The following is an 18,544-nucleotide window of genomic DNA, read 5'->3' as shown; positions in this document are numbered from 1 at the left end:
GCGAGTCCCCGTAGGAATTTTTTCTCCTGGATTCCCCCTCACCACTACCAACCGCTGGGACTGAAGACTCATATCCAACCGCCCACTCCCCCGTCCGCCGTCTTACAGAGGCGTCCTCGCATCTCAACTAAATTCTTATATCAATATAACCCGCCCGAAATCCCTACCAATCCAATAAGGCAGGCATTCCGTGCGGGTTATCTACTTCAAAGCAATTGCTTATTTAATTTCTTTATGGAACTCCTGAAGTGATTTCACTTCAATATCCCCGTTCTTTGTAATGGTCTTAAGAGCCTGGACAGTTGCCTTTGCGGCCGCCATGTTGGTGAAATAAGGAATTTTACCTTTAACGGCTGCTTTTCTGATATAGCTGTCATCCCCCATTCCCTTTTTATCGACTGGAGTATTGATAATAATATCAACCTTCTTGTTCGTAATCTTATCAAGGATGTTTGGACGGCCCTCGTCAATCTTGGCAATTTTTTCTGCAGGAAGTCCTGCGGCTGCCATGATATCGTATGTTCTGCCTGTTCCCATCAGCTTGAAGCCGCAGTCATAGAATCCCTTTGCAACCTCAATCAGTTCAGGCTTGTCCATATCGTTGACGCTTAAGAGAACGGTTCCGGAGCTTGGAAGTCTTGTCTGTGTTGCTTCCTGTGCTTTGTAAATCGCCTCGCCCAGGTTTGCGGACATTCCGAGAACTTCTCCTGTGGAACGCATTTCCGGTCCGAGTACCGGGTCAACCTCAGGGAACATCTTGAATGGGAATACCGGCATCTTTACTCCGTAATGAGGAATCTTCTTCTCGGTCAGTGTCGGAACCGGTGAAGGTCTTCCCGTCAGGTGGGAAGTCATAATATCGGTTGCCAGTTTTACCATCTTGATATTGCAGACCTTGGAAACCAGCGGAACGGTTCTGGATGCCCTTGGGTTCGCCTCAAGTACATAAACCTCTCCGTCTTCAATTGCATACTGCATATTCATAAGGCCGACAACGTGCATTTCTTTTGCGATACGGCTTGTGTAGTCGCGGATGGTGTCCACCTGATCTTTTGTCAGGTTTCTGGACGGCAGGATGCAGGCTGAATCTCCGGAATGGATTCCGGCAAGCTCAATGTGCTCCATAACGGCCGGAACGAATACGTCCACTCCGTCGCTGATGGCGTCTGCCTCACACTCTGTTGCGTGGTTCAGGAAACGGTCAATCAGAATCGGACGGTCCGGAGTAACGCCGACGGCTTCCTTCATATAATATGTCATGGCGTCGTCATCGTGTACTACTTCCATTCCGCGTCCGCCGAGAACGTAGGACGGGCGTACCATTACCGGATAACCGATGCGGTTTGCAATCACAAGAGCCTCGTCTACATTGACAGCCATGCCTGACTCAGGCATTGGAATGTTTAACTTGTCCATCATATCGCGGAACAGGTCCCTGTCCTCCGCCATGTCGATTGTCTCCGGTGTGGTTCCGAGAATTGTCACGCCGTATTTCTTTAAGTCGGCTGCCAGGTTGAGCGGTGTCTGTCCGCCGAACTGTGCGATAACGCCCAGAGGTTTTTCTTTGTGGTAGATGCTTAATACATCTTCCAGTGTCAGAGGCTCAAAATAAAGCTTATCGGAGGTATCATAGTCTGTGGATACGGTCTCCGGGTTGCAGTTTACAATGATTGTCTCAAAACCGAGCTCTTTCAGTGCAATTGCAGCATGAACGCAGCAGTAGTCGAATTCGATACCCTGGCCGATACGGTTCGGGCCGCCGCCGAGAATCATAATCTTCTTATTGTCGCTGCATGGACTTTCATCTTTAATATGGTAGCTGGAGTAGTAATAAGCTGAATCTTCCGTTCCGCTTACGTGAACGCCTTCCCAGCCTTCCACGATATCGGCCGCTGTTCTGGCATTTCTGATATCTTCTTCGGAAACTTCCAGGATTTCACTTAAATACTTGTCTGCAAATCCGTCGAGTTTAGCCTGGCGGAGCACTTCCACAGGAGGCACCTGGCCCTTATACTGCATGAGAGCTTCTTCCTCTTCCACCAGTTCTTTCATCTGCTCGATGAAATAGTGTTTAATCTTTGTCAGTTCGAAAAGTTCATCAACGGTCGCGCCCTGTCTCAGAGCCTCATACATGATAAACTGACGCTGGCTGGTCGGTACGTGAAGCATGGACAGAAGTTCTTTTTTGCTCTTCTGGTCTAAATCTTTCACATGGCCGAGGCCGTAGCATCCTCTCTCCAGGCTTCGGATTGCCTTCTGAAGAGCTTCCTTATATGTCTTACCAATACTCATGACTTCGCCTACGGCCTTCATCTGAGTACCTAATTTATCTTCGGAACCTTTGAATTTCTCAAATGCCCAGCGTGCAAATTTGATTACAATGTAGTCGCCGGATGGAACGTATTTATCCAGTGTGCCGTATTTGCCGCATGGAATTTCATCCAGGGTAAGGCCTGTTGCAAGCATGGCCGACACAAGGGCAATCGGGAATCCTGTTGCTTTGGATGCCAGCGCTGAGGAACGTGATGTTCTCGGGTTAATCTCAATTACGATATCGCGGTCTGTCTTCGGGTCATGCGCCCACTGCACGTTCGTTCCGCCGATTACCTCAATCTCCTGAACAATTCTATATGATTTTTCCTGTAAACGTTTCTGGACTTCTTCTGAAATAGTAAGCATTGGTGCGGAGCAGAATGAGTCGCCGGTGTGAACGCCAAGAGGATCAATGTTTTCAATAAAGCAAACGGTAATCATATTGTTTTTGGCATCACGTACAACTTCCAGCTCTAATTCTTCCCAGCCTAAGATCGATTCTTCGACGAGCACCTGGCCAACCATACTGGCCTGAAGGCCTCTCGCACAGACTGTTTTTAATTCTTCTACGTTATATACAAGGCCGCCGCCCTCGCCGCCCATCGTGTAAGCCGGACGAAGAACAACCGGATAGCCTAACTTGTCGGCAATTGCAAGAGCTTCTTCCACCGTATAGGCAACTTCGCTCTTTGCCATCTCAATATTCAGGCTCTCCATTGCATGTTTGAATTCGATACGATCCTCACCACGCTCAATTGCATCAACCTGAACTCCGATTACTTTTACATTATATTTATCAAGAACACCTGCTGCTGCCAGTTCAGAACAAAGGTTAAGACCTGACTGTCCTCCCAGATTCGGAAGTAATGCGTCCGGTCTCTCTTTATCAATGATCTGTGTCAATCTCTCAACATTAAGTGGTTCGATGTAGGTCACATCTGCTGTCTCCGGATCCGTCATGATCGTAGCCGGATTAGAGTTTACCAGTACAATCTCGTAACCAAGGTTTTTTAACGCCTTGCACGCCTGAGTTCCGGAATAGTCGAACTCGCATGCCTGTCCGATAATAATTGGACCGGAACCGATAATCATCACTTTGTGAATGTCGTTTCTCCTCATGTTTTTTCCCTCTCATTGTCTGCAGTTTACATTTTCAGCGATAGGCCGCACGCTCCGCGTACAGGTTACCGTTATCAACAAAGGCCCGTTATCCGGACTCTTTTCAAAAGCCGTTCGGAACCTTTATCTTGTTAAAGGCCCCAGTAAGGCATTATCAAGATTATAATAGAAAAGTTCCGCCTTGTAAACCAAAAAAATGCGTTTTTCTCTTCCCTTTTGACATTTTTTATGATATGCTGGTAAAAATATACTGGGGTATTATTTTAAAAAGCGGAAAGGATTCGTCAATTTTTATGAAAAAAATCGTAGTTATTGACGGCCAGGGCGGCCGGATGGGGAAAACAGTGGTGGAACAGTTGAAGAATACATACCCGGATCTGCCTCTAACCGCCATCGGCACCAACAGTATCGCCACCTCCGCCATGCTGAAAGCAGGAGCCGACCAGGGTGCAACCGGAGAAAATCCCGTGTTTGTCGCCTGCCGGGATGCCGATATCATTATCGGTCCCCTGGGAATCGTCATTGCAGATTCCCTGCTCGGTGAGATTACACCGGCGATGTCCTCCGCTATCGGAAGCAGCCGCGCCCACAAGATCCTGATCCCGGTCAGCCAGCACTGCCACCATACGGTTGTGGGATGCAGCGACATGTCCCTGAGCGGCTACATAAAGCTTGTCTGCGAAGAAGTCGGTAAATGGATATAACGATATAAAATACAAACAAAGAGCCGGAAGGTGCATCATACGATGTAATCTTCCGGCTCTCTCTATTGTCAATTTCTCTATTGTCAATTATCTTGCTGCTCTCTCATGCATTTTCCGTCCGGCCTCTTTATCGGCCAGCACTCTCTCCTTCAGCTCCTCCACACCGGAAAATTTCAGTTCCGGACGGATGAAGTCGGTCAGCCTTACCTCGATCCATTTATCATACAGATCAGCGCTCAGATCATAAATATAAGTCTCCACACCTACCGGGTGCTGCCCCTCAATCGTAGGCTTTCTTCCTATATTCGTAATCCCTTTGTAAAGCTCGCCGTCGATCACCACCTCGGACAGGTAGACTCCAAAGGCGGGCAGATGCTTCTGCTCCCTGGGTTCGATATTGACGGTCGGAAAACCGAGGGTTGAACCAAGATGCCTGCCGTGGATCACACGGCCATGGATCATATAGGTGTATCCGAGAAGTTCATTGGCCTTTTTGATATTGCCTGCGGCCAGTTCCTCTCTGATATAAGTACTGCTTATCTCTCTTTCGCCGTCCAGCACTTTATCCACAACGACCATCTCATAGCCGTATTTGGAGGCCAGCTTCTTTAAGAGTTCCACGTCACCCTGCCGCTGGTATCCAAAGTGGAAATCAGTACCGGTAACAATGGCTTTTGCCTTCATCTGGCCTGCCAGGATATGGGAAATAAATTCCTCCGGCTGCATATGTGCCACATCCTGGTTGAACGGGTACTCAACAAGGTAGTCGATCCCCGCCTGCTGAAGGTTTTCCCTCCGCTCGGCATTCGTCGTGATCATTGTCTGAAGTTTCCCCTTCATCAGAGTCCCGGGAGCCGTTTCAAATGTAAAAACGGCTGTCTTATATCCCTTTTCCCTGAAACGGTACACTTCGCTCAGCAGCTTCTGATGGCCCCTGTGCAGGCCGTCGAATTTGCCCAGCGTGACAACGGTCGGTTCTTCTATATGAAATTCTCTGGTTCCGGTAATGTACTGCATTTCAATCTCCTCCCAGAAAAATCTTCTTTGGTTTCCACTTGTTTTCTTCTTCAACGTATGAATAAATCCCTACAAAACGGCGTCCGCTGTCATAAACACGGATCCGCAGTTCCTGTGCGGCTCCGCCGTCTCCGGCACCGCCGCTGCTTTCTCCAGATTCCACGGTTTCCACGGTTTCTCCATCTTCCTCGGTTTCCGCCGTGTGTTCCGTATCTCCCTGAAGCTTCTGCATCCATTCATCCACAAGCGGTTCCGGAATAAAATCCCGGGAGAAAAAGTTTCCGTTGTGAAGCAGCCTGTCCAGTTCCTCCCCCTCGGAAACGAATTCGGGCAGGGAAGAGAACATCCGATCAACCGGAACGATCTTTTCGTCCAGCCGTCCCGAAGCGGTAAGCGCTTCCACCTCATCGAGGCGTAAGCTTTCTGCAATCTCAAAGCGGTCCACCTTTGTCCTGACCAGCTTCTCCATACAGCCGCCGCATCCGAGCACAGTGCCGATATCATAGCACAGTGTGCGGATATAAGTTCCCTTGGAACAATTTACGCTCATCGTGACCCTCGGAAGATCCATTTTCTCGATTTCCAGACTGTAGATCTCCACCGGCCTAGCTTTTCTCTCCACTTCTTTTCCCTGACGGGCCAGCTCATAGAGTTTTTTGCCGTTTACCTTCAATGCGGAATACATCGGAGGGATCTGCTCGTAATGGCCGATAAAGCCCAGCACGGCCTCCCTGACCTGTTCTTCCGTCAGCTCTGCGGTGCTTCTCTCGCGGAGCACGGTACCGGTCGTATCCTGCGTGTCGGTCTCGGTGCCCAGAAGCATGACGGCGCGGTAAGTTTTTCTCTTATCTGTCATCATATCGCAGAGTTTTGTGCCTTTTCCGAGACATACGGGAAGCACTCCCTCCGCTGCCGGATCGAGTGTTCCCGTATGACCGATTTTTTTCTGTTTTAAAATCCCGCGCAGTTTTGCAACCACGTCATGGGACGTATATCCCGGTTCTTTATAGATGTTAATTATTCCATGGATCATTTGTCTTCATGCTCTTTCATCTGCTGTTCAATATGCTTTGAAAGGTTATTCAGCACATCGTAGGCGCTGCCGCTCATCGTACATCCGGCTGCCCGCACGTGTCCGCCGCCTCCAAAGTAGGATGCAATCCTGCTGACGTCCACATAATCGTTGGAACGCATACTTACCTTATATACATGCGGTTCTTTTTCATAAATAAATACGGCGCACTCGACACCTTCCGTGATTCTGAGCTGGTCGATAATTCCGTCCAGATCATTGCTGTCGGCTCCGTAGAAATCCAGCTCCCTCTGTTTCAGAGCGGTGAAAATGCAGCGGCCGTCCATAAACAGAAAGCTTTCCAGAAGCGCACGGCCCAGAACCTGGTTCTGGACATAAGTTCTGCGGTAGAAACTGTCGTCTATGATTTTAGCGCTGTTCAGTCCCTTATCCACCAATTTTCCGGCAATTTCCATTGTTTTCTTGGAAGTGTTGCTGTATTTAAAAACTCCGGTGTCATGGACAATTCCGGTGTAGAGGCACTCAGCCGTCTCTTTGCTGATCCGATCCTCCGCCAGTAAGCCGAACAAAACCTCGCTGCTGGAGCTGGCTGTGGAAATAATATGGTTCTTTTCTGCAAAACCTGCATTGGTCACATGGTGATCGATGCAGAACGTCTTCCCGGCCGTCTCAAAATACGGAAGGAAAACGCCGAGGCGTTCCATGTCGCTGCTGTCCATCGTGATGCACAGATCATAGGTGCGCCCGTCTTCCAGCTCCGTCTTAATCCGCTCAAAATTTTTCAAATAGGAAAACTTTGCGGCCGGATGGTCCAGAAAAAGTTCCACGGTAAGCTGCGGATAATTTTCCGACAGATAATTATACATTCCAAGACAGGTGCCGACACAGTCGCCGTCCGGATGGAGATGTCCCAGAAGGACAACGCTGTTCACCCCGTCAAGTACTTCATTTAATAAATTACTCATCCTCTATATCATCTCCCGCTTAAATGGTGTCATGGATGTTACAGTTCACAGGTAACGCGGATTACTCTTCGGAATCCTCCTCAGGAGTCTCTTCTCCGATTTCCTCTTCCGTCTGTGTCTCATCACTCAGGCCCGCCGTCACTTCGTTGATCAGCCTTGTCATATTGACACCGTACTCGATGGACTGATCCAGAATAAAGGTGAGCTCCGGAGTGTTGCGCAGATTGATTCTTCTGGCTAACTGGGTGCGGATAAAACCCACCGCGCTCTTCAGGCCCTGGATCGTGTCTTTGCCGGCTTCTTCATTGCCGAGCACACTGATATATGCCTTACAGAACTTCAGATCCGGAGTTACCTCCACCGCAATGACGGTCGTCATCGGATGGATTCTGGGATCCTTTAATTCACGGCTGATAATCTCACTCAGTTCTCTCTGGACTTCGCTGTTGATTCTGGTATTTTTAATGCTGTTTTTGCGCATGTTTCATGCCTCTCTTTCTAACGGTGCTAAACTGCCGGGCGCCGTCATCAGTCAGGCAGAGCTCCCCTTAGCGGGGAACTTCTACCATTGCGTATGCCTCGATTACATCGTCTTCCTGGATGTCGTTAAACTTCTCAAATACAAGACCGCACTCGTATCCTGCGTTGACTTCCTTGACATCATCCTTGAATCTCTTAAGGGATGCCAGCGGGCCGTCAAAGGTCTGCTCGCCGTCGCGGGTAATTCTCACCTTGCAGCCTCTCTGGAACTTACCGTCCAGAATATAGGAACCGGCAATGGTTCCAACGCCGGATGCCTTGAAGGTCTGACGCACTACGGCATGGCCGATGATCTGCTCTTCGTAGATCGGGTCTAACATTCCCTTCATGGCTGCTTCCACGTCTTCGATAGCCTGGTAAATTACGCGGTACAGACGCATATCCACTTTCTCGCGCTCTGCAATGGATTTCGCCGTAGCGTCGGGACGCACGTTGAAACCGATAATGATGGCATTGGATGCCGCCGCCAGGCTGACGTCGGACTCGTTGATCGTACCGACACCGCCGTGGATAACTTTTACCATTACCTCTTCGTTGGACAGTTTGACAAGGCTCTGTTTTACCGCCTCTACCGAACCCTGTACATCCGCTTTTACGATGATAGGAAGTTCTTTGACGTTTCCGGCTTTAATCTGTGAGAACAGATCGTCTAATGATAATTTAGCCTTAGTATCTTCAATTAATTTATTCTTACCCTCGGAAATAAATGTTTCCGCAAAGCTTCTTGCTTCTTTCTCACTAGGAGTTGCAACAAATACTTCTCCGGCCTTCGGCACATCGTTCAGTCCCAGGATCTCGACCGGTGTGGATGGAGTCGCCTCTTTGACGCGGCGTCCCTTGTCATCCATCATTGCACGCACCTTGCCATAGCAGGCGCCTGCCGCAATCGGATCTCCTACATGGAGTGTACCCTTCTGGACAAGAACAGTGGCAACAGGACCCTTGCCCTTGTCAAGTTCTGCCTCGATCACAAGGCCTCTGGCCGTACGATCCGGGTTTGCCTTTAATTCTTTCACCTCGGCGGTAAGCTGGATCATCTCGAGAAGTTCCGGGATACCTTCCTTGGTATGGGCAGATACGGGAACGAAAATAGTACTGCCGCCCCAGTCTTCTGAAACGAGTTCATATTCGATTAATTCCTGTTTTACTTTCTCAATGTTAGCACTTGGCTTATCGATCTTGTTCACTGCAACAATAATTTCAACGCCGGCCGCTTTGGCATGGTTGATCGCCTCGATGGTCTGAGGCATAACGCCGTCGTCTGCAGCAACTACAAGAATTGCGATATCGGTAGATTTAGCGCCTCTCATACGCATAGCCGTGAATGCCTCATGGCCCGGTGTGTCTAAGAACGTAATCGGATGACCATTGATTTCCACCATATAAGCACCAATGTGCTGCGTAATTCCGCCTGCCTCTTTGGCCGTTACATTGGTCTGGCGGATCGCATCCAGAAGGGAAGTTTTACCATGGTCAACGTGACCCATTACGCAGACTACCGGCGGTCTTTCAGCCATATCCGATTCATTCTCTTCTTCCTCTTTCAGCAGTTCTTCGATGACATCGATCTTCACTTCCATCTCACAGAGTACGTTAAATTCCATGGCAATCTCTTCTGCCTGGTTGTAATCCACTTCCTGGTTGATAGTAACAACCTTGCCCTGAAGGAACAGTTTCTTTACAATCGCAGAAGGCTGCAGCTTCATCTTCTCCGCCAGCTCTTTGATCGTCACAACCTCAGGGAGAATAATGGTCTTAACCACCTCCACCTTCGGCTCTTCCTTGCGTGTCAGCGGCGGCAGTACAGGAGCCTTGGTATTCTTTCCGCCCTTGCCCTGTTTTGCGTGTGTTCCGTCATCGTGGTTCTTCTTATCGTATTTATCACTCTTATAAGCGTTCTTATTCTGCTTATTATTCTGTGGTTTCTGTACTACAGGTCCGTCAAATGACGGCTTCGGAGCGCTGGTTCTCTGACCGTCACGGTTGCCCTGGTAGCCTCCGCCCTGACCGTCGCGATTGCCCTGGTAACCTCCGCGGTTGCCCTGATAGCCTCCGCCCTGGCCCTGGTAGCCTCCGGTTCTCTGGCCGTCACGGTTGCCCTGGTAGCCTCCGCCCTGGCCCTGATAGCCTCCGCGATTGCCCTGATAACCACCTCCCTGGCCGTCACGATTGCCCTGGTAGCCTCCGCGGTTGCCCTGATAACCTCCGCCCTGACCGTCGCGGTTGCCCTGGTAACCTCCGGTTCTCTGGCCGTCACGGTTGCCCTGGTAGCCTCCGCCCTGACCGTCGCGGTTGCCCTGGTAGCCTCCGGTTCTCTGGCCGTCGCGGTTGCCCTGGTAGCCTCCGCCCTGACCGTCACGATTTCCCTGATAGCCGCTACGGTTGCCCTGATAGCCTCCGCCCTGGCCCTGATAGCCTCCGGTTCTCTGGCCGTCACGGTTGCCCTGATAGCCTCCGGTTCTCTGACCGTCGCGGTTGCCCTGGTAACCTCCGGTTCCCTGACCGTCACGATTGCCCTGGTAGCCGCTACGGTTGCCCTGATAACCCTGGCCGTCACGGTTGCCCTGGTAGCCTCCGGTTCTCTGGCCGTCGCGGTTTCCCTGATAGCCTCCGCTCTGACCGTCACGATTGCCCTGGTAACCTCCGCGGTTGCCCTGGTAACCCTGGCCGTCACGGTTGCCCTGATAGCCTCCGGTTCTCTGGCCGTCGCGGTTTCCCTGATAGCCTCCGCCCTGACCGTCGCGGTTGCCCTGGTAGCCTCCCGTTCTCTGGCCGTCGCGGTTTCCCTGATAGCCTCCGGTTCTCTGGCCGTCACGGTTTCCCTGATAGCCTCCGGTCCTCTGACCGTCGCGGTTTCCCTGATAGCCTCCCTGGCTGCCCTGCGGTGCAGGTGCTTGGGTCTGCGGAGCCTGAGCTGCTGCCGGGCTTGGATTTGCTGCCGGACTTGGAGCTGCCGCCGGGCTTGGAGCTGCTGCCGGCTGGCTCTGCGGCGCTGCCGGTTTTACTGCTTCTGCAACACTCTGGGCCTGAACCGGTCTGTCTTTCTGCTGTGGTGCGGGACGTCCCGCCGGACGGTTATTATTTCTCATCTGGGTGCTGTTCTGCGGACGGTATACTGCCGCGATTCTCTTCTTCGGCGGTTCAGTCGTTCCTTCCGCCCTGTTAGCCGCGTTTGTCTCTGTTTCTTTTATTTCTGCCTTTACTGGCTCTTTCTTAATTTCTTCCACTCGCTTCGTTTCCGCCTTTCCTGTACCTGGTTTTGAAGTCCCCGTCACCGGCGTTGCCGCCTTATGTGATGCATGCCCTGACGACAGCGTTCTTTTTACTAAAGCTGCCTGTTCATCCGAAATGCTGGATGCGTGGCTTTTGACATCAAATTGATTCTTCTGTAATATTTCTAAAACTTCTTTATTGGTTTTACCCAGTTCTTTCGACAATTCGTTAACTCTCATACTCACTACCTCCGTTCAGCTCAATCTGTTTCACGAGTGCCTTGGAAAAACCTGCATCCAGTACGGCCAGAGATGCGCGCATCTCTTTTCCCATTGCATGCCCCAGCTCTTCTTTTTTTCCGAAAAAGTAAATCGGGACTTTGTAGTAAGTACACATATTCAGGAACATCTTCCTGGTATTGTCGGATGCCTCTTCCGATACGATAACCAGATGAGCCTTTCCGCTTTTTACCGCCTTCTCAGCCATATACTCGCCGCTGGCGGTTTTCCCCGCCTTGGTGGCCAGGCCCAGAAGGTTAAATATCTTTTTATTGTTCTCCAATGCTGTCCATCTCCTTTTCCAATGCTTCATATACTTCCTTTGGAATGGCCATCTTCAGAGAACGCTCCAGTCCTTTATTCTTCACCGCTTTTTTATAGCAGTCCATAGATGGACAGATGTAGGCGCCCCGGCCGTTTTTCCTGCCTGTGGCATCAATTATGATCTGTTCGTCGGTTGTTTTCAGCACCCGGAGCATCTCTTTCTTGTTCTTCATCTCTCCGCATCCGATGCACTGTCTCTGCGGTATCTTCTTTGTACTCAACGTTTCTCACTTCCCAATCTTCTTTTTCTTTTCCCGCTGCGCGTCACATCTTACTGTTCCAGGTAGTTTATTCTTCCTCCCGGACGGCATCCTCCGCCGTCTGAACGGCCTGCTCCGTATCCGCTGCCGTCTCAATGTTTTCGTCTGCAGTTATCTCCTCTGTATAAGCTTCGTCACCGAAACCGTCAAAGTTTTCTTCCGCATATCCCTCAAAGCCCTGCTCATATCCCAGTTCCAGATCGTCTAAAAGTCCGGATTCCCTTGCCTGGGTCTCGCTCTTGATATCGATCTTATAACCGGTCAGTCTTGCAGCCAGTCTTGCGTTCTGTCCCTCTTTACCGATTGCCAGTGAAAGCTGGTAATCAGGAACAATTACCTGTGCCTCTCTTGCATCTTCGTCTGCGGCAACGAAAATAACCTTGGCCGGGCTGAGCGCATTCTCAATCAGGTAGGCAGGATTCTCATCCCAGTTGATAATATCTATCTTCTCTCCGCGAAGTTCGCTTACAATCGCGTTAACCCTTGCTCCGTTAAGACCGACACAGGCGCCAACCGGATCCACATCCTCGTTGTTGGAGTATACCGCAATCTTGGTTCTGGAACCTGCCTCTCTGGCGATTGCTTTAATCTCCACCGTGCCGTCTCTTACCTCCGCCACTTCGGACTCGAAAAGGCGTTTAACAAGATCGGGATGAGTTCTGGAAACCGTGATTCTCGGTCCCTTGTTCGTATCCTTCACCTCCAGGACATACAGCTTAACACGCTCCGTCGGTTTAAATACCTCGCCCTTCACCTGTTCGCTCTCATTTAAAATAGCATCGATCTTCCCAAGGTCAATACAGATATTACGGTTTACATAACGCTGAACAATTCCTGTAACAACATCTTTCTCTTTGCAGTACCAGTCATTGAAAAGCGCTTTTCTCTCTTCTTCACGGATTTTCTGGAGAATCACGTTCTTCGCATTCTGTGTTGCGATTCTTCCGAATTCTTTGGAGTTAATCTGTACATGGACAACATCGCCAAGATCGTATCTGCCGTTCATCATCTTTGCTTCCGCAAGGCTGATCTGCAGCATCGGATCTTCCACGTTCTCAACAACTTCCTTCTCGGCATAAACGGAAAAATCACCGGTTTCCCTGTTGATGGTGACCTTTACATTGTCTGCTTTACCAAAATGGTTTTTACAGGCTGTAAGTAAAGAATTTTCAATTGCCTCCAGAAGAATATCTTTGCTGATATTATTTTCCTTCTCCAGCACGTTTAACGCTTCAATCAACTCTTTATTCATTTTCTTTTATCCTCCTACCGTCTAAAAATCAAAGGCCAGACGTATTAAAGCAATATCCGTCTTTGCGAACACCAGATCATTGCCGTCTTCTAATGTAACTGTAACCGTATCTGCATCATGGGCTTTGAGAACCCCTGTGTATTCTTTCTGTTTGTTAAGCGGTTTGTAGAGCTTTATCTCCACATTTTTTCCTGTATTCCTGACAAAGTCCTTTTCTTTCTTAAGCGGTCTTCCAAGACCGGGGGAGCTGACTTCCAGAATGTAGCTGTCGTCTATGAAGTCTTCCTTATCAAGCCATTCTCCAAGCTTTCTGCTGACAATCTCACAGTCGTCAACGGCGATTCCGCCCTCTTTATCAATATAAGCACGAAGATACCATACTCCGACTTCCCTGACGTATTCCACATCCACAAGTTCAAAATGGTGTTCCTCCAGAAGGGGAAGCAGCCACGATTCTACTTTTTTTTCATATTGCTCTCTTTTTGTCATATTTACACCACCTTTTTAGCAGGTAACCGACTTTTTCTCTGCTGCCCATCTTTCCGCCGCAGCATCCCGAACCGGACTTTGAACAAAGTGAAAGAGTGGACTTCTGTCCACTCTCTCTAGTCAGTTTATTATGTTATCTCGCTAAGTATAACACCTTTCTCTATAAAGTGCAAGGCTTTCTTTTAAAGCGGCCAGAAAGCGGCGCTGGAAGTGAACGGCATCCTCTTTCCGTTATTCCCTGCATCCGGAGGCCTGTTCTTTTAATATCAATTCTTTCATCAGGCTGCATGCAGTCCTTGCCTCCTCCTCAAAAGTACTCCTGCTTTCAGGAAACCCTTCCATACTGATCCCGCCGCGATAACCGATCTTGTTCAGTGCCCGGAAGAATTCCGAATAATAGGGATCCTCTTGTGCACCGGCAGGAAAACCTCTCTTCTCAATCCTGGCAAAGTGGGCATGGACCAGATACTCTTTCCCGTATTGCTCCATGCTTTCTACCGTATCGTTTTCTTTCCTGAGATGATAATAATCCTGCAGGCATTTGATATTCGGGTGAGATACGGCCCGGGCCAGGCCGACTGCATCCTCAAATGTATTGATCATATTCGTCTCTTCCCGGTTATTGGGTTCCAGGGCGACCGTGATGTTGTGTTCTGCCGCCATGTCTCCAATTCTTTTGCACCACTCCACAAGCTGTTCGAATGCCCGTTCCCGGCTGAAACCTGCGGGGCAGTTCTTAGACCATGGACTCCCCAGTACCGCATACCGGCAGCCAAGCTCTTCGGCCATGGGCAATGCCTGCCTGCAGTAACTTTCCACCTTTTTCTCATTCACATTCTCACCTACAAGTTTAAGTTCTTCGGCAAAAAAGTTATTGCAGGAGTACACCGGAAGATTTACATCCTTTAACCGCCTGCACATCTGTGCGAATTCTTTATCCGTTTTCATAACTGCCTGCCCCAGAGGCAGTTCAATATAGTCAAATCCGCATTTTTTTATTGTTTCTGCATATTCTTCCCCTGCCGCTCCCTTTTCCTTCGGCAGAAAATTAACACAGCATCCTACAAGCATACCGCCCTCCGCTCCGCACCTCTGATTTTAATTCTCACCGTATCGGTTAAACCATACTCTCGCTTCAAAAGACTGCTTTTTTGCCGCCGGTACCGTGGAAGCCGGAATGCCGATTGGCATATAAACGGCCACATTCAGCGCTTCGGGAACTCCCAGCAGTTCTGCCATCTTCCTGTCCTCACCGTTGTGGTGGAGCTGGCCCTCTATCCACGTCGTTGCATATCCTTTGGCTGCGGCGGCGATCAGAATGTTTTCCGCGGCGGCGGCAAAGTCCTGGATATGGTACGATTCCCCGCTCGGGGCAACCGTATGCTTTGTCAGTAAAAGGATCGCTGCGGGTGCCGTGGCCGCCCACTCATGTCCGTAAATATCGGCCAGCTTCTTCACTAACTCCGGATCATCCACGGCGATAAATTTGGTTGTCTGCATATTACAGCCCGACGGTGCAAGAAATCCGGCTTCCACCAGTTCCTTTAAATCCTCCCTCGGAATCGGTTCCTGTTTAAAGGTGCTCCTGTAGCTTTTTCTCTCTTTGATTGCCTGTAATGCTTCCATCTTTTTCCCCTTTCCTATAAACTCTCTTTTGTATTTTTCACGCTGTATAAATCGGTTCTTCTGTTTTCCAAAGAAGGAATCTGTTTTCTGATTTGATCCAGATAGTCCAAATCGATCTCCGCATAGGTGATGCCCGGCGCATCCTTGGCCCTGGCCACCACGGTTCCCCACGGATCGGCCACAAGGCTGTTTCCATATGCCACATAGGCCGGTTTCTTTCCAATCTGCCCCGGTGCTACAATATAGCAGCCGTTTTCTATGGCTCTTGCCCTGAGAAGCGGCTCCCAGTGATCCTTTCCGGTCGGCATGGTAAAGCTGGCCGGAACAAAAATCACCTGTGCTCCCTTAAGCGCCATCAGGCGGTAAAGTTCCGGGAAGCGGACATCATAGCAGATCGACATGCCGAATATTCCCAGTTCCGTCTCAACGGTTACAATCTCCTCCCCGGGCTGAACCTTGTCCGATTCATTAAACGGCGTGCCGTCCGCCAGGGTGATGTCAAACATATGGAGTTTACTGTATCTTGCAAGAATTTCACCTTCCGGGGAAATCAGGACGCTGGTGTTGGCGGATCGCTTCTCACCGGGACGCTCCTCTGTTATGCTGCCTCCGTGGATGTAAATTCCATGTTCTTTTGCTTTTCTGCAGAGGACTTCCGTAGTATATCCGGGAATCTGTTCTTTGCCTCCGCCCTCTCCCACGTTACGGCCAATCAGGTTCATGACCTCCGGGAAACAGACCAGCTTCGCACCCATGGATGCCGCCTCATCAATCCAGGCCTCCGCCTTCCTCAGGTTTTCTCCTTTATCATTCTGCGTGTCCATCTGGACCATTGCTATCATGTATTTACGCATCGGTACCTCCTTGCCGTTTTTTCATATTTTTTATCTTATCACTATTCCCTTATTTATGGAATGAAAATTCTATGAAATTTTTGCAAATACGGCAATGCTGTAAAAAACAAAGAAGGGCCGTTTTATTTCTGCCTGATTTACATTAAAGCGGCGGGGCAGATTCACTTACATCCGCCCCGCCGACTATGGTTTTACATGTTATGGTTTTATGTGCTGTTTTCCCGTAACCCGCCAAATATTTTTCTGCGGTTTTACCGTTGTTTCTTCCTATTTAAGAGTATACACATCTTCCCTGCGGTTTTCCAGGGTCAGTATCTGACGGCGCACGCTCTTTAGATAGTCCAGATCGATTTCCGCCGTAATGACACAGGGTTTATCCGATGCCCTGGCAATGATGTTCCCCCACGGGTCCACAATCAGCGATTTGCCGTATGCCTGGAAACGCGGTTTAATCCCGCACTGGGCCGGAGCTATCACATAGCATCCGTTTTCAATCGCCCTTGCCCGCAGCAGGGCGTCCCAATGGTCTTTTCCCGTATTCAGCGTAAAATCGGCCGGCACCATCAGTATCTGCGCCCCACGCAGGGCCATCAGACGGTAAATCTCCCCAAAGCGCATATCGTAACAGATAGAAAGTCCCAGGCAGCCTACCTCCTGCGTATCAACCGTCACAATCTCCGAGCCGGGGCATACGCGGTCGGACTCTTTTACGCAGGGGCCGTCTTTTATATCCACATCAAAAGTATGGATTTTACTGTACTTCGCCGCCAGCTCTCCCTCCGGGCTGATGACCATGGTCGTATTAAAAGGCCTTACATCACCCGGGTTTTTCTCATAGATACTGCCGCAGTGAAGCCAGATATGGTGACGTTTCGCCTGCTCCGCCATAAATTCAAATGTCTCCCCGCCGGGAATATCTTCCGCACTCTCCGCTCCATCATTTCCCGAATAATTCATCTGTTCCGGCATTGTCACCAGCCCGGCCCCGCGAAAGACGGCCTCCTCTATCAACCCGGCCGCTGCTTTAAGGTTTTCCTTCTTATTGTCTTTGCTGTCCATCTGGATTGCCGCTGCTATAAATCTGTTTGTCATATCTTCTCCTTTCCACTATCTTTTCCACTATCCCGCTGTATTTTGCATCAGGATGTTTTCCTCTTTCCGCCGAATAAAATCTGCCCGCCTGCCAGGCAGACCAGGAAAAAGATAACCGAAACCAAAACCACCGCCCGCGGATTTGTCACTACGGCCAATGAACCGACCAGCATGTATGGAATCTGCCACGCGTAGCCCCAGGTGCTGGAAGCGGAAATGCACTGTGCCGCCACCGTCTCATTTTTAGGATCCACGACCTTGACGAGCATCAGCCCTGTTGCAAGAACACCGCAGACCTGGCCGTAAAGGCCGACCGCCGTTTCAAACCAGTTTTCTCTCAGCCATATCCTGCCCAGCCCCACGCTGAGAATTACGTTTAATGCAATAATCACAACGGAAATGAGAACCAGCGGCACGGCATAGGTTACAAATACCTGCAGCGAGGTGGTCGCAATCGCCGCAGCGATCATATACTCCAGTGCCGTACCCGTAATACGGTTCATCGTAGGCTTGTCTATCAACTTTTTGAGAGAAGTCTTATTTATGATCACTCCGAAGAGCATGCTGGTTACCAGCACCGCGCCCACCAGAGGAAAATTGCTCATTACCGGGCTCAATGATACGAGGAACTTTCTGATCAGTGTTCCGGCGACCACCACAAGACCTACAATACAGATTTGAAATGCCAGAGGATCGATGACGGAGCTGCTGGTAACGCCGGAGCCGATGGTATCCCTCTTTTCCGCCTCCACATACCCGGTCCGCTCGCTGGCCGGCATGGAGGAAAAGGCCATCTGCACATGGGTGTAACCCTTTTTAGCCCCATAGTTAATCAGAATCATGCCTCCGATGACGCCCGACAGAATCCCTATCGTGGCAAATGTGACGCCCACGCTGACCGCATCATTCCAGAAACCGGCCTCCTGTATGATAACGCCCACGGTGGCGGCATTGCCATGCCCGCCGTAAAATCCCCAGACCGGCATAAAACCGAATACCAGGGGTAAATCTTTTATAAATTTTCCACAGATAAAGGTAATTCCGAGTCCCACCAGAAGCTGTGTCTGGTGCAGCGTTCCCGCCAGAAATGTGGTAGCCATGACATCCCTGTTTACTTTTCCCAGTTCCAGCCCCAGGAACTGGGTGGCGCAGACAACGATAACCAGGACTCCCGCCCATTGTGAAAGACTGTCCGTGAACGGTATTGAAACTGGAGAAACCTTCCCCAGTGCCTGCGGACCGAGAAGCATTCCCAGAAATCCGGCTATCAACGCACTGGGAATAAAATATTTCTGCAATATTTTGATTCTGTTTCGAAGTCCAAACGAAATCAGAAGCAATAAACTTACAAATGCGAAATCCTGCAGTACATCCGTCAACTTCATATAAATCCCCCTTCTTCTATATGTGTTTTCCACGTTCCCCAAATGTAACTTTAAAAATATACCTTTTATCTCCCCATATC

At 49.8% G+C, this 18,544-nt stretch carries 16 protein-coding genes; 1 reads left to right on the top strand and 15 read right to left on the bottom strand.

From position 1 onward, the window contains the following. Positions 1 to 219 precede the first annotated feature (219 nt). Entirely contained in the window at positions 220 to 3,432 is a 3,213-nt protein-coding gene (carB, locus tag QZT18_RS05945; protein ID WP_294145536.1) for a carbamoyl-phosphate synthase large subunit, read from the bottom strand. A gap of 293 nt (positions 3,433 to 3,725) precedes the next feature. Between carB and QZT18_RS05940 the strand changes: the two genes are divergently transcribed. Next, positions 3,726 to 4,136: a DUF3842 family protein gene (locus QZT18_RS05940; RefSeq protein WP_227031514.1), complete on the top strand. Its 411-nt coding sequence runs from the start codon at positions 3,726 to 3,728 to the stop codon at positions 4,134 to 4,136. Between the two features lie 87 nt (positions 4,137 to 4,223). On the opposite strand, the gene QZT18_RS05935 is transcribed toward QZT18_RS05940, so the two are convergent. The 14 genes from QZT18_RS05935 to QZT18_RS05870 form a co-directional block, all read right to left on the bottom strand. Continuing rightward, complete coding sequence (locus QZT18_RS05935; RefSeq protein WP_294145532.1) at positions 4,224 to 5,153, bottom strand: bifunctional riboflavin kinase/FAD synthetase; 930 nt, start codon at positions 5,151 to 5,153, stop codon at positions 4,224 to 4,226. Position 5,154: 1 nt separating this feature from the next. Next, positions 5,155 to 6,186 carry a tRNA pseudouridine(55) synthase TruB gene (gene truB / locus QZT18_RS05930; protein ID WP_294145530.1) on the bottom strand — a complete coding sequence of 344 codons (1,032 nt, stop codon included), beginning with the start codon at positions 6,184 to 6,186 and terminating at the stop codon, positions 5,155 to 5,157. Continuing rightward, a complete protein-coding gene (locus tag QZT18_RS05925) occupies positions 6,183 to 7,151 on the bottom strand; it encodes a bifunctional oligoribonuclease/PAP phosphatase NrnA (RefSeq protein WP_294145524.1) in 969 nt (322 codons plus the stop codon). Before QZT18_RS05925 ends, truB begins: the two co-directional genes overlap by 4 nt. A 61-nt stretch (positions 7,152 to 7,212) precedes the next feature. After that, a complete protein-coding gene (gene rbfA / locus QZT18_RS05920; RefSeq protein ID WP_294145523.1) occupies positions 7,213 to 7,632 on the bottom strand; it encodes a 30S ribosome-binding factor RbfA in 420 nt (139 codons plus the stop codon). 67 nt (positions 7,633 to 7,699) lie between these two features. Continuing rightward, the gene (gene infB, locus QZT18_RS05915) at positions 7,700 to 11,143 is read right to left on the bottom strand and encodes a translation initiation factor IF-2 (protein ID WP_294145522.1); all 3,444 of its coding nucleotides are present in this window, start codon (positions 11,141 to 11,143) and stop codon (positions 7,700 to 7,702) included. After that, a complete protein-coding gene (locus tag QZT18_RS05910; protein WP_125144289.1) occupies positions 11,133 to 11,465 on the bottom strand; it encodes a ribosomal L7Ae/L30e/S12e/Gadd45 family protein in 333 nt (110 codons plus the stop codon). Before QZT18_RS05910 ends, infB begins: the two co-directional genes overlap by 11 nt. Beyond that, positions 11,452 to 11,679, bottom strand: a complete 228-nt coding sequence (locus QZT18_RS05905; RefSeq protein ID WP_366925803.1) for an RNase P modulator RnpM — start codon at positions 11,677 to 11,679, stop codon at positions 11,452 to 11,454. Before QZT18_RS05905 ends, QZT18_RS05910 begins: the two co-directional genes overlap by 14 nt. Before the next feature lie 115 nt (positions 11,680 to 11,794). Further along, complete coding sequence (nusA, locus tag QZT18_RS05900) at positions 11,795 to 13,018, bottom strand: transcription termination factor NusA (protein ID WP_294145519.1); 1,224 nt, start codon at positions 13,016 to 13,018, stop codon at positions 11,795 to 11,797. 21 nt (positions 13,019 to 13,039) lie between these two features. Further along, on the bottom strand, positions 13,040 to 13,507 hold the full coding sequence (rimP, locus tag QZT18_RS05895) for a ribosome maturation factor RimP (RefSeq protein WP_125144291.1): 468 nt from the start codon (positions 13,505 to 13,507) through the stop codon (positions 13,040 to 13,042). Between the two features lie 231 nt (positions 13,508 to 13,738). Continuing rightward, positions 13,739 to 14,578: a sugar phosphate isomerase/epimerase gene (locus QZT18_RS05890; RefSeq protein WP_294145514.1), complete on the bottom strand. Its 840-nt coding sequence runs from the start codon at positions 14,576 to 14,578 to the stop codon at positions 13,739 to 13,741. Positions 14,579 to 14,605: 27 nt separating this feature from the next. Beyond that, positions 14,606 to 15,133 carry a nitroreductase family protein gene (locus QZT18_RS05885; protein WP_294145512.1) on the bottom strand — a complete coding sequence of 176 codons (528 nt, stop codon included), beginning with the start codon at positions 15,131 to 15,133 and terminating at the stop codon, positions 14,606 to 14,608. Positions 15,134 to 15,147: 14 nt separating this feature from the next. After that, positions 15,148 to 15,987 carry a carbon-nitrogen hydrolase family protein gene (locus QZT18_RS05880; RefSeq protein ID WP_294145510.1) on the bottom strand — a complete coding sequence of 280 codons (840 nt, stop codon included), beginning with the start codon at positions 15,985 to 15,987 and terminating at the stop codon, positions 15,148 to 15,150. A gap of 267 nt (positions 15,988 to 16,254) precedes the next feature. Continuing rightward, positions 16,255 to 17,079 (bottom strand): carbon-nitrogen hydrolase family protein, encoded by an 825-nt coding sequence (locus tag QZT18_RS05875; RefSeq protein WP_294145509.1) that lies wholly within the window; start codon positions 17,077 to 17,079, stop codon positions 16,255 to 16,257. Positions 17,080 to 17,126: 47 nt separating this feature from the next. Beyond that, complete coding sequence (locus QZT18_RS05870) at positions 17,127 to 18,464, bottom strand: sodium/glutamate symporter (RefSeq protein ID WP_294145505.1); 1,338 nt, start codon at positions 18,462 to 18,464, stop codon at positions 17,127 to 17,129. Positions 18,465 to 18,544 lie beyond the last annotated feature (80 nt).

Source organism: uncultured Clostridium sp., from assembly GCF_900547735.1.
Taxonomy (GTDB): domain Bacteria; phylum Bacillota; class Clostridia; order Lachnospirales; family Lachnospiraceae; genus Otoolea.
The sequence above is the reverse complement of the archived record's forward strand: the minus strand, read 5'-3'. Positions and strand labels throughout refer to the sequence as shown.

What these genes read in the sequence shown, in the direction of transcription:
- truB (WP_294145530.1), bottom strand. Translation starts at nt 6,186, where the DNA reads ATGATCCATGGAATAATTAACATCTATAAAGAACCGGGATATACGTCC.
- QZT18_RS05885 (WP_294145512.1), bottom strand. Translation starts at nt 15,133, where the DNA reads ATGGAAGCATTACAGGCAATCAAAGAGAGAAAAAGCTACAGGAGCACC.
- nusA (WP_294145519.1), bottom strand. Translation starts at nt 13,018, where the DNA reads ATGAATAAAGAGTTGATTGAAGCGTTAAACGTGCTGGAGAAGGAAAAT.
- QZT18_RS05875 (WP_294145509.1), bottom strand. Translation starts at nt 17,079, where the DNA reads ATGACAAACAGATTTATAGCAGCGGCAATCCAGATGGACAGCAAAGAC.
- QZT18_RS05905 (WP_366925803.1), bottom strand. Translation starts at nt 11,679, where the DNA reads ATGAAGAACAAGAAAGAGATGCTCCGGGTGCTGAAAACAACCGACGAA.
- QZT18_RS05890 (WP_294145514.1), bottom strand. Translation starts at nt 14,578, where the DNA reads ATGCTTGTAGGATGCTGTGTTAATTTTCTGCCGAAGGAAAAGGGAGCG.
- QZT18_RS05880 (WP_294145510.1), bottom strand. Translation starts at nt 15,987, where the DNA reads ATGCGTAAATACATGATAGCAATGGTCCAGATGGACACGCAGAATGAT.
- rimP (WP_125144291.1), bottom strand. Translation starts at nt 13,507, where the DNA reads ATGACAAAAAGAGAGCAATATGAAAAAAAAGTAGAATCGTGGCTGCTT.
- infB (WP_294145522.1), bottom strand. Translation starts at nt 11,143, where the DNA reads ATGAGAGTTAACGAATTGTCGAAAGAACTGGGTAAAACCAATAAAGAA.
- carB (WP_294145536.1), bottom strand. Translation starts at nt 3,432, where the DNA reads ATGAGGAGAAACGACATTCACAAAGTGATGATTATCGGTTCCGGTCCA.
- QZT18_RS05925 (WP_294145524.1), bottom strand. Translation starts at nt 7,151, where the DNA reads ATGAGTAATTTATTAAATGAAGTACTTGACGGGGTGAACAGCGTTGTC.
- QZT18_RS05935 (WP_294145532.1), bottom strand. Translation starts at nt 5,153, where the DNA reads ATGCAGTACATTACCGGAACCAGAGAATTTCATATAGAAGAACCGACC.
- rbfA (WP_294145523.1), bottom strand. Translation starts at nt 7,632, where the DNA reads ATGCGCAAAAACAGCATTAAAAATACCAGAATCAACAGCGAAGTCCAG.
- QZT18_RS05940 (WP_227031514.1), top strand. Translation starts at nt 3,726, where the DNA reads ATGAAAAAAATCGTAGTTATTGACGGCCAGGGCGGCCGGATGGGGAAA.
- QZT18_RS05870 (WP_294145505.1), bottom strand. Translation starts at nt 18,464, where the DNA reads ATGAAGTTGACGGATGTACTGCAGGATTTCGCATTTGTAAGTTTATTG.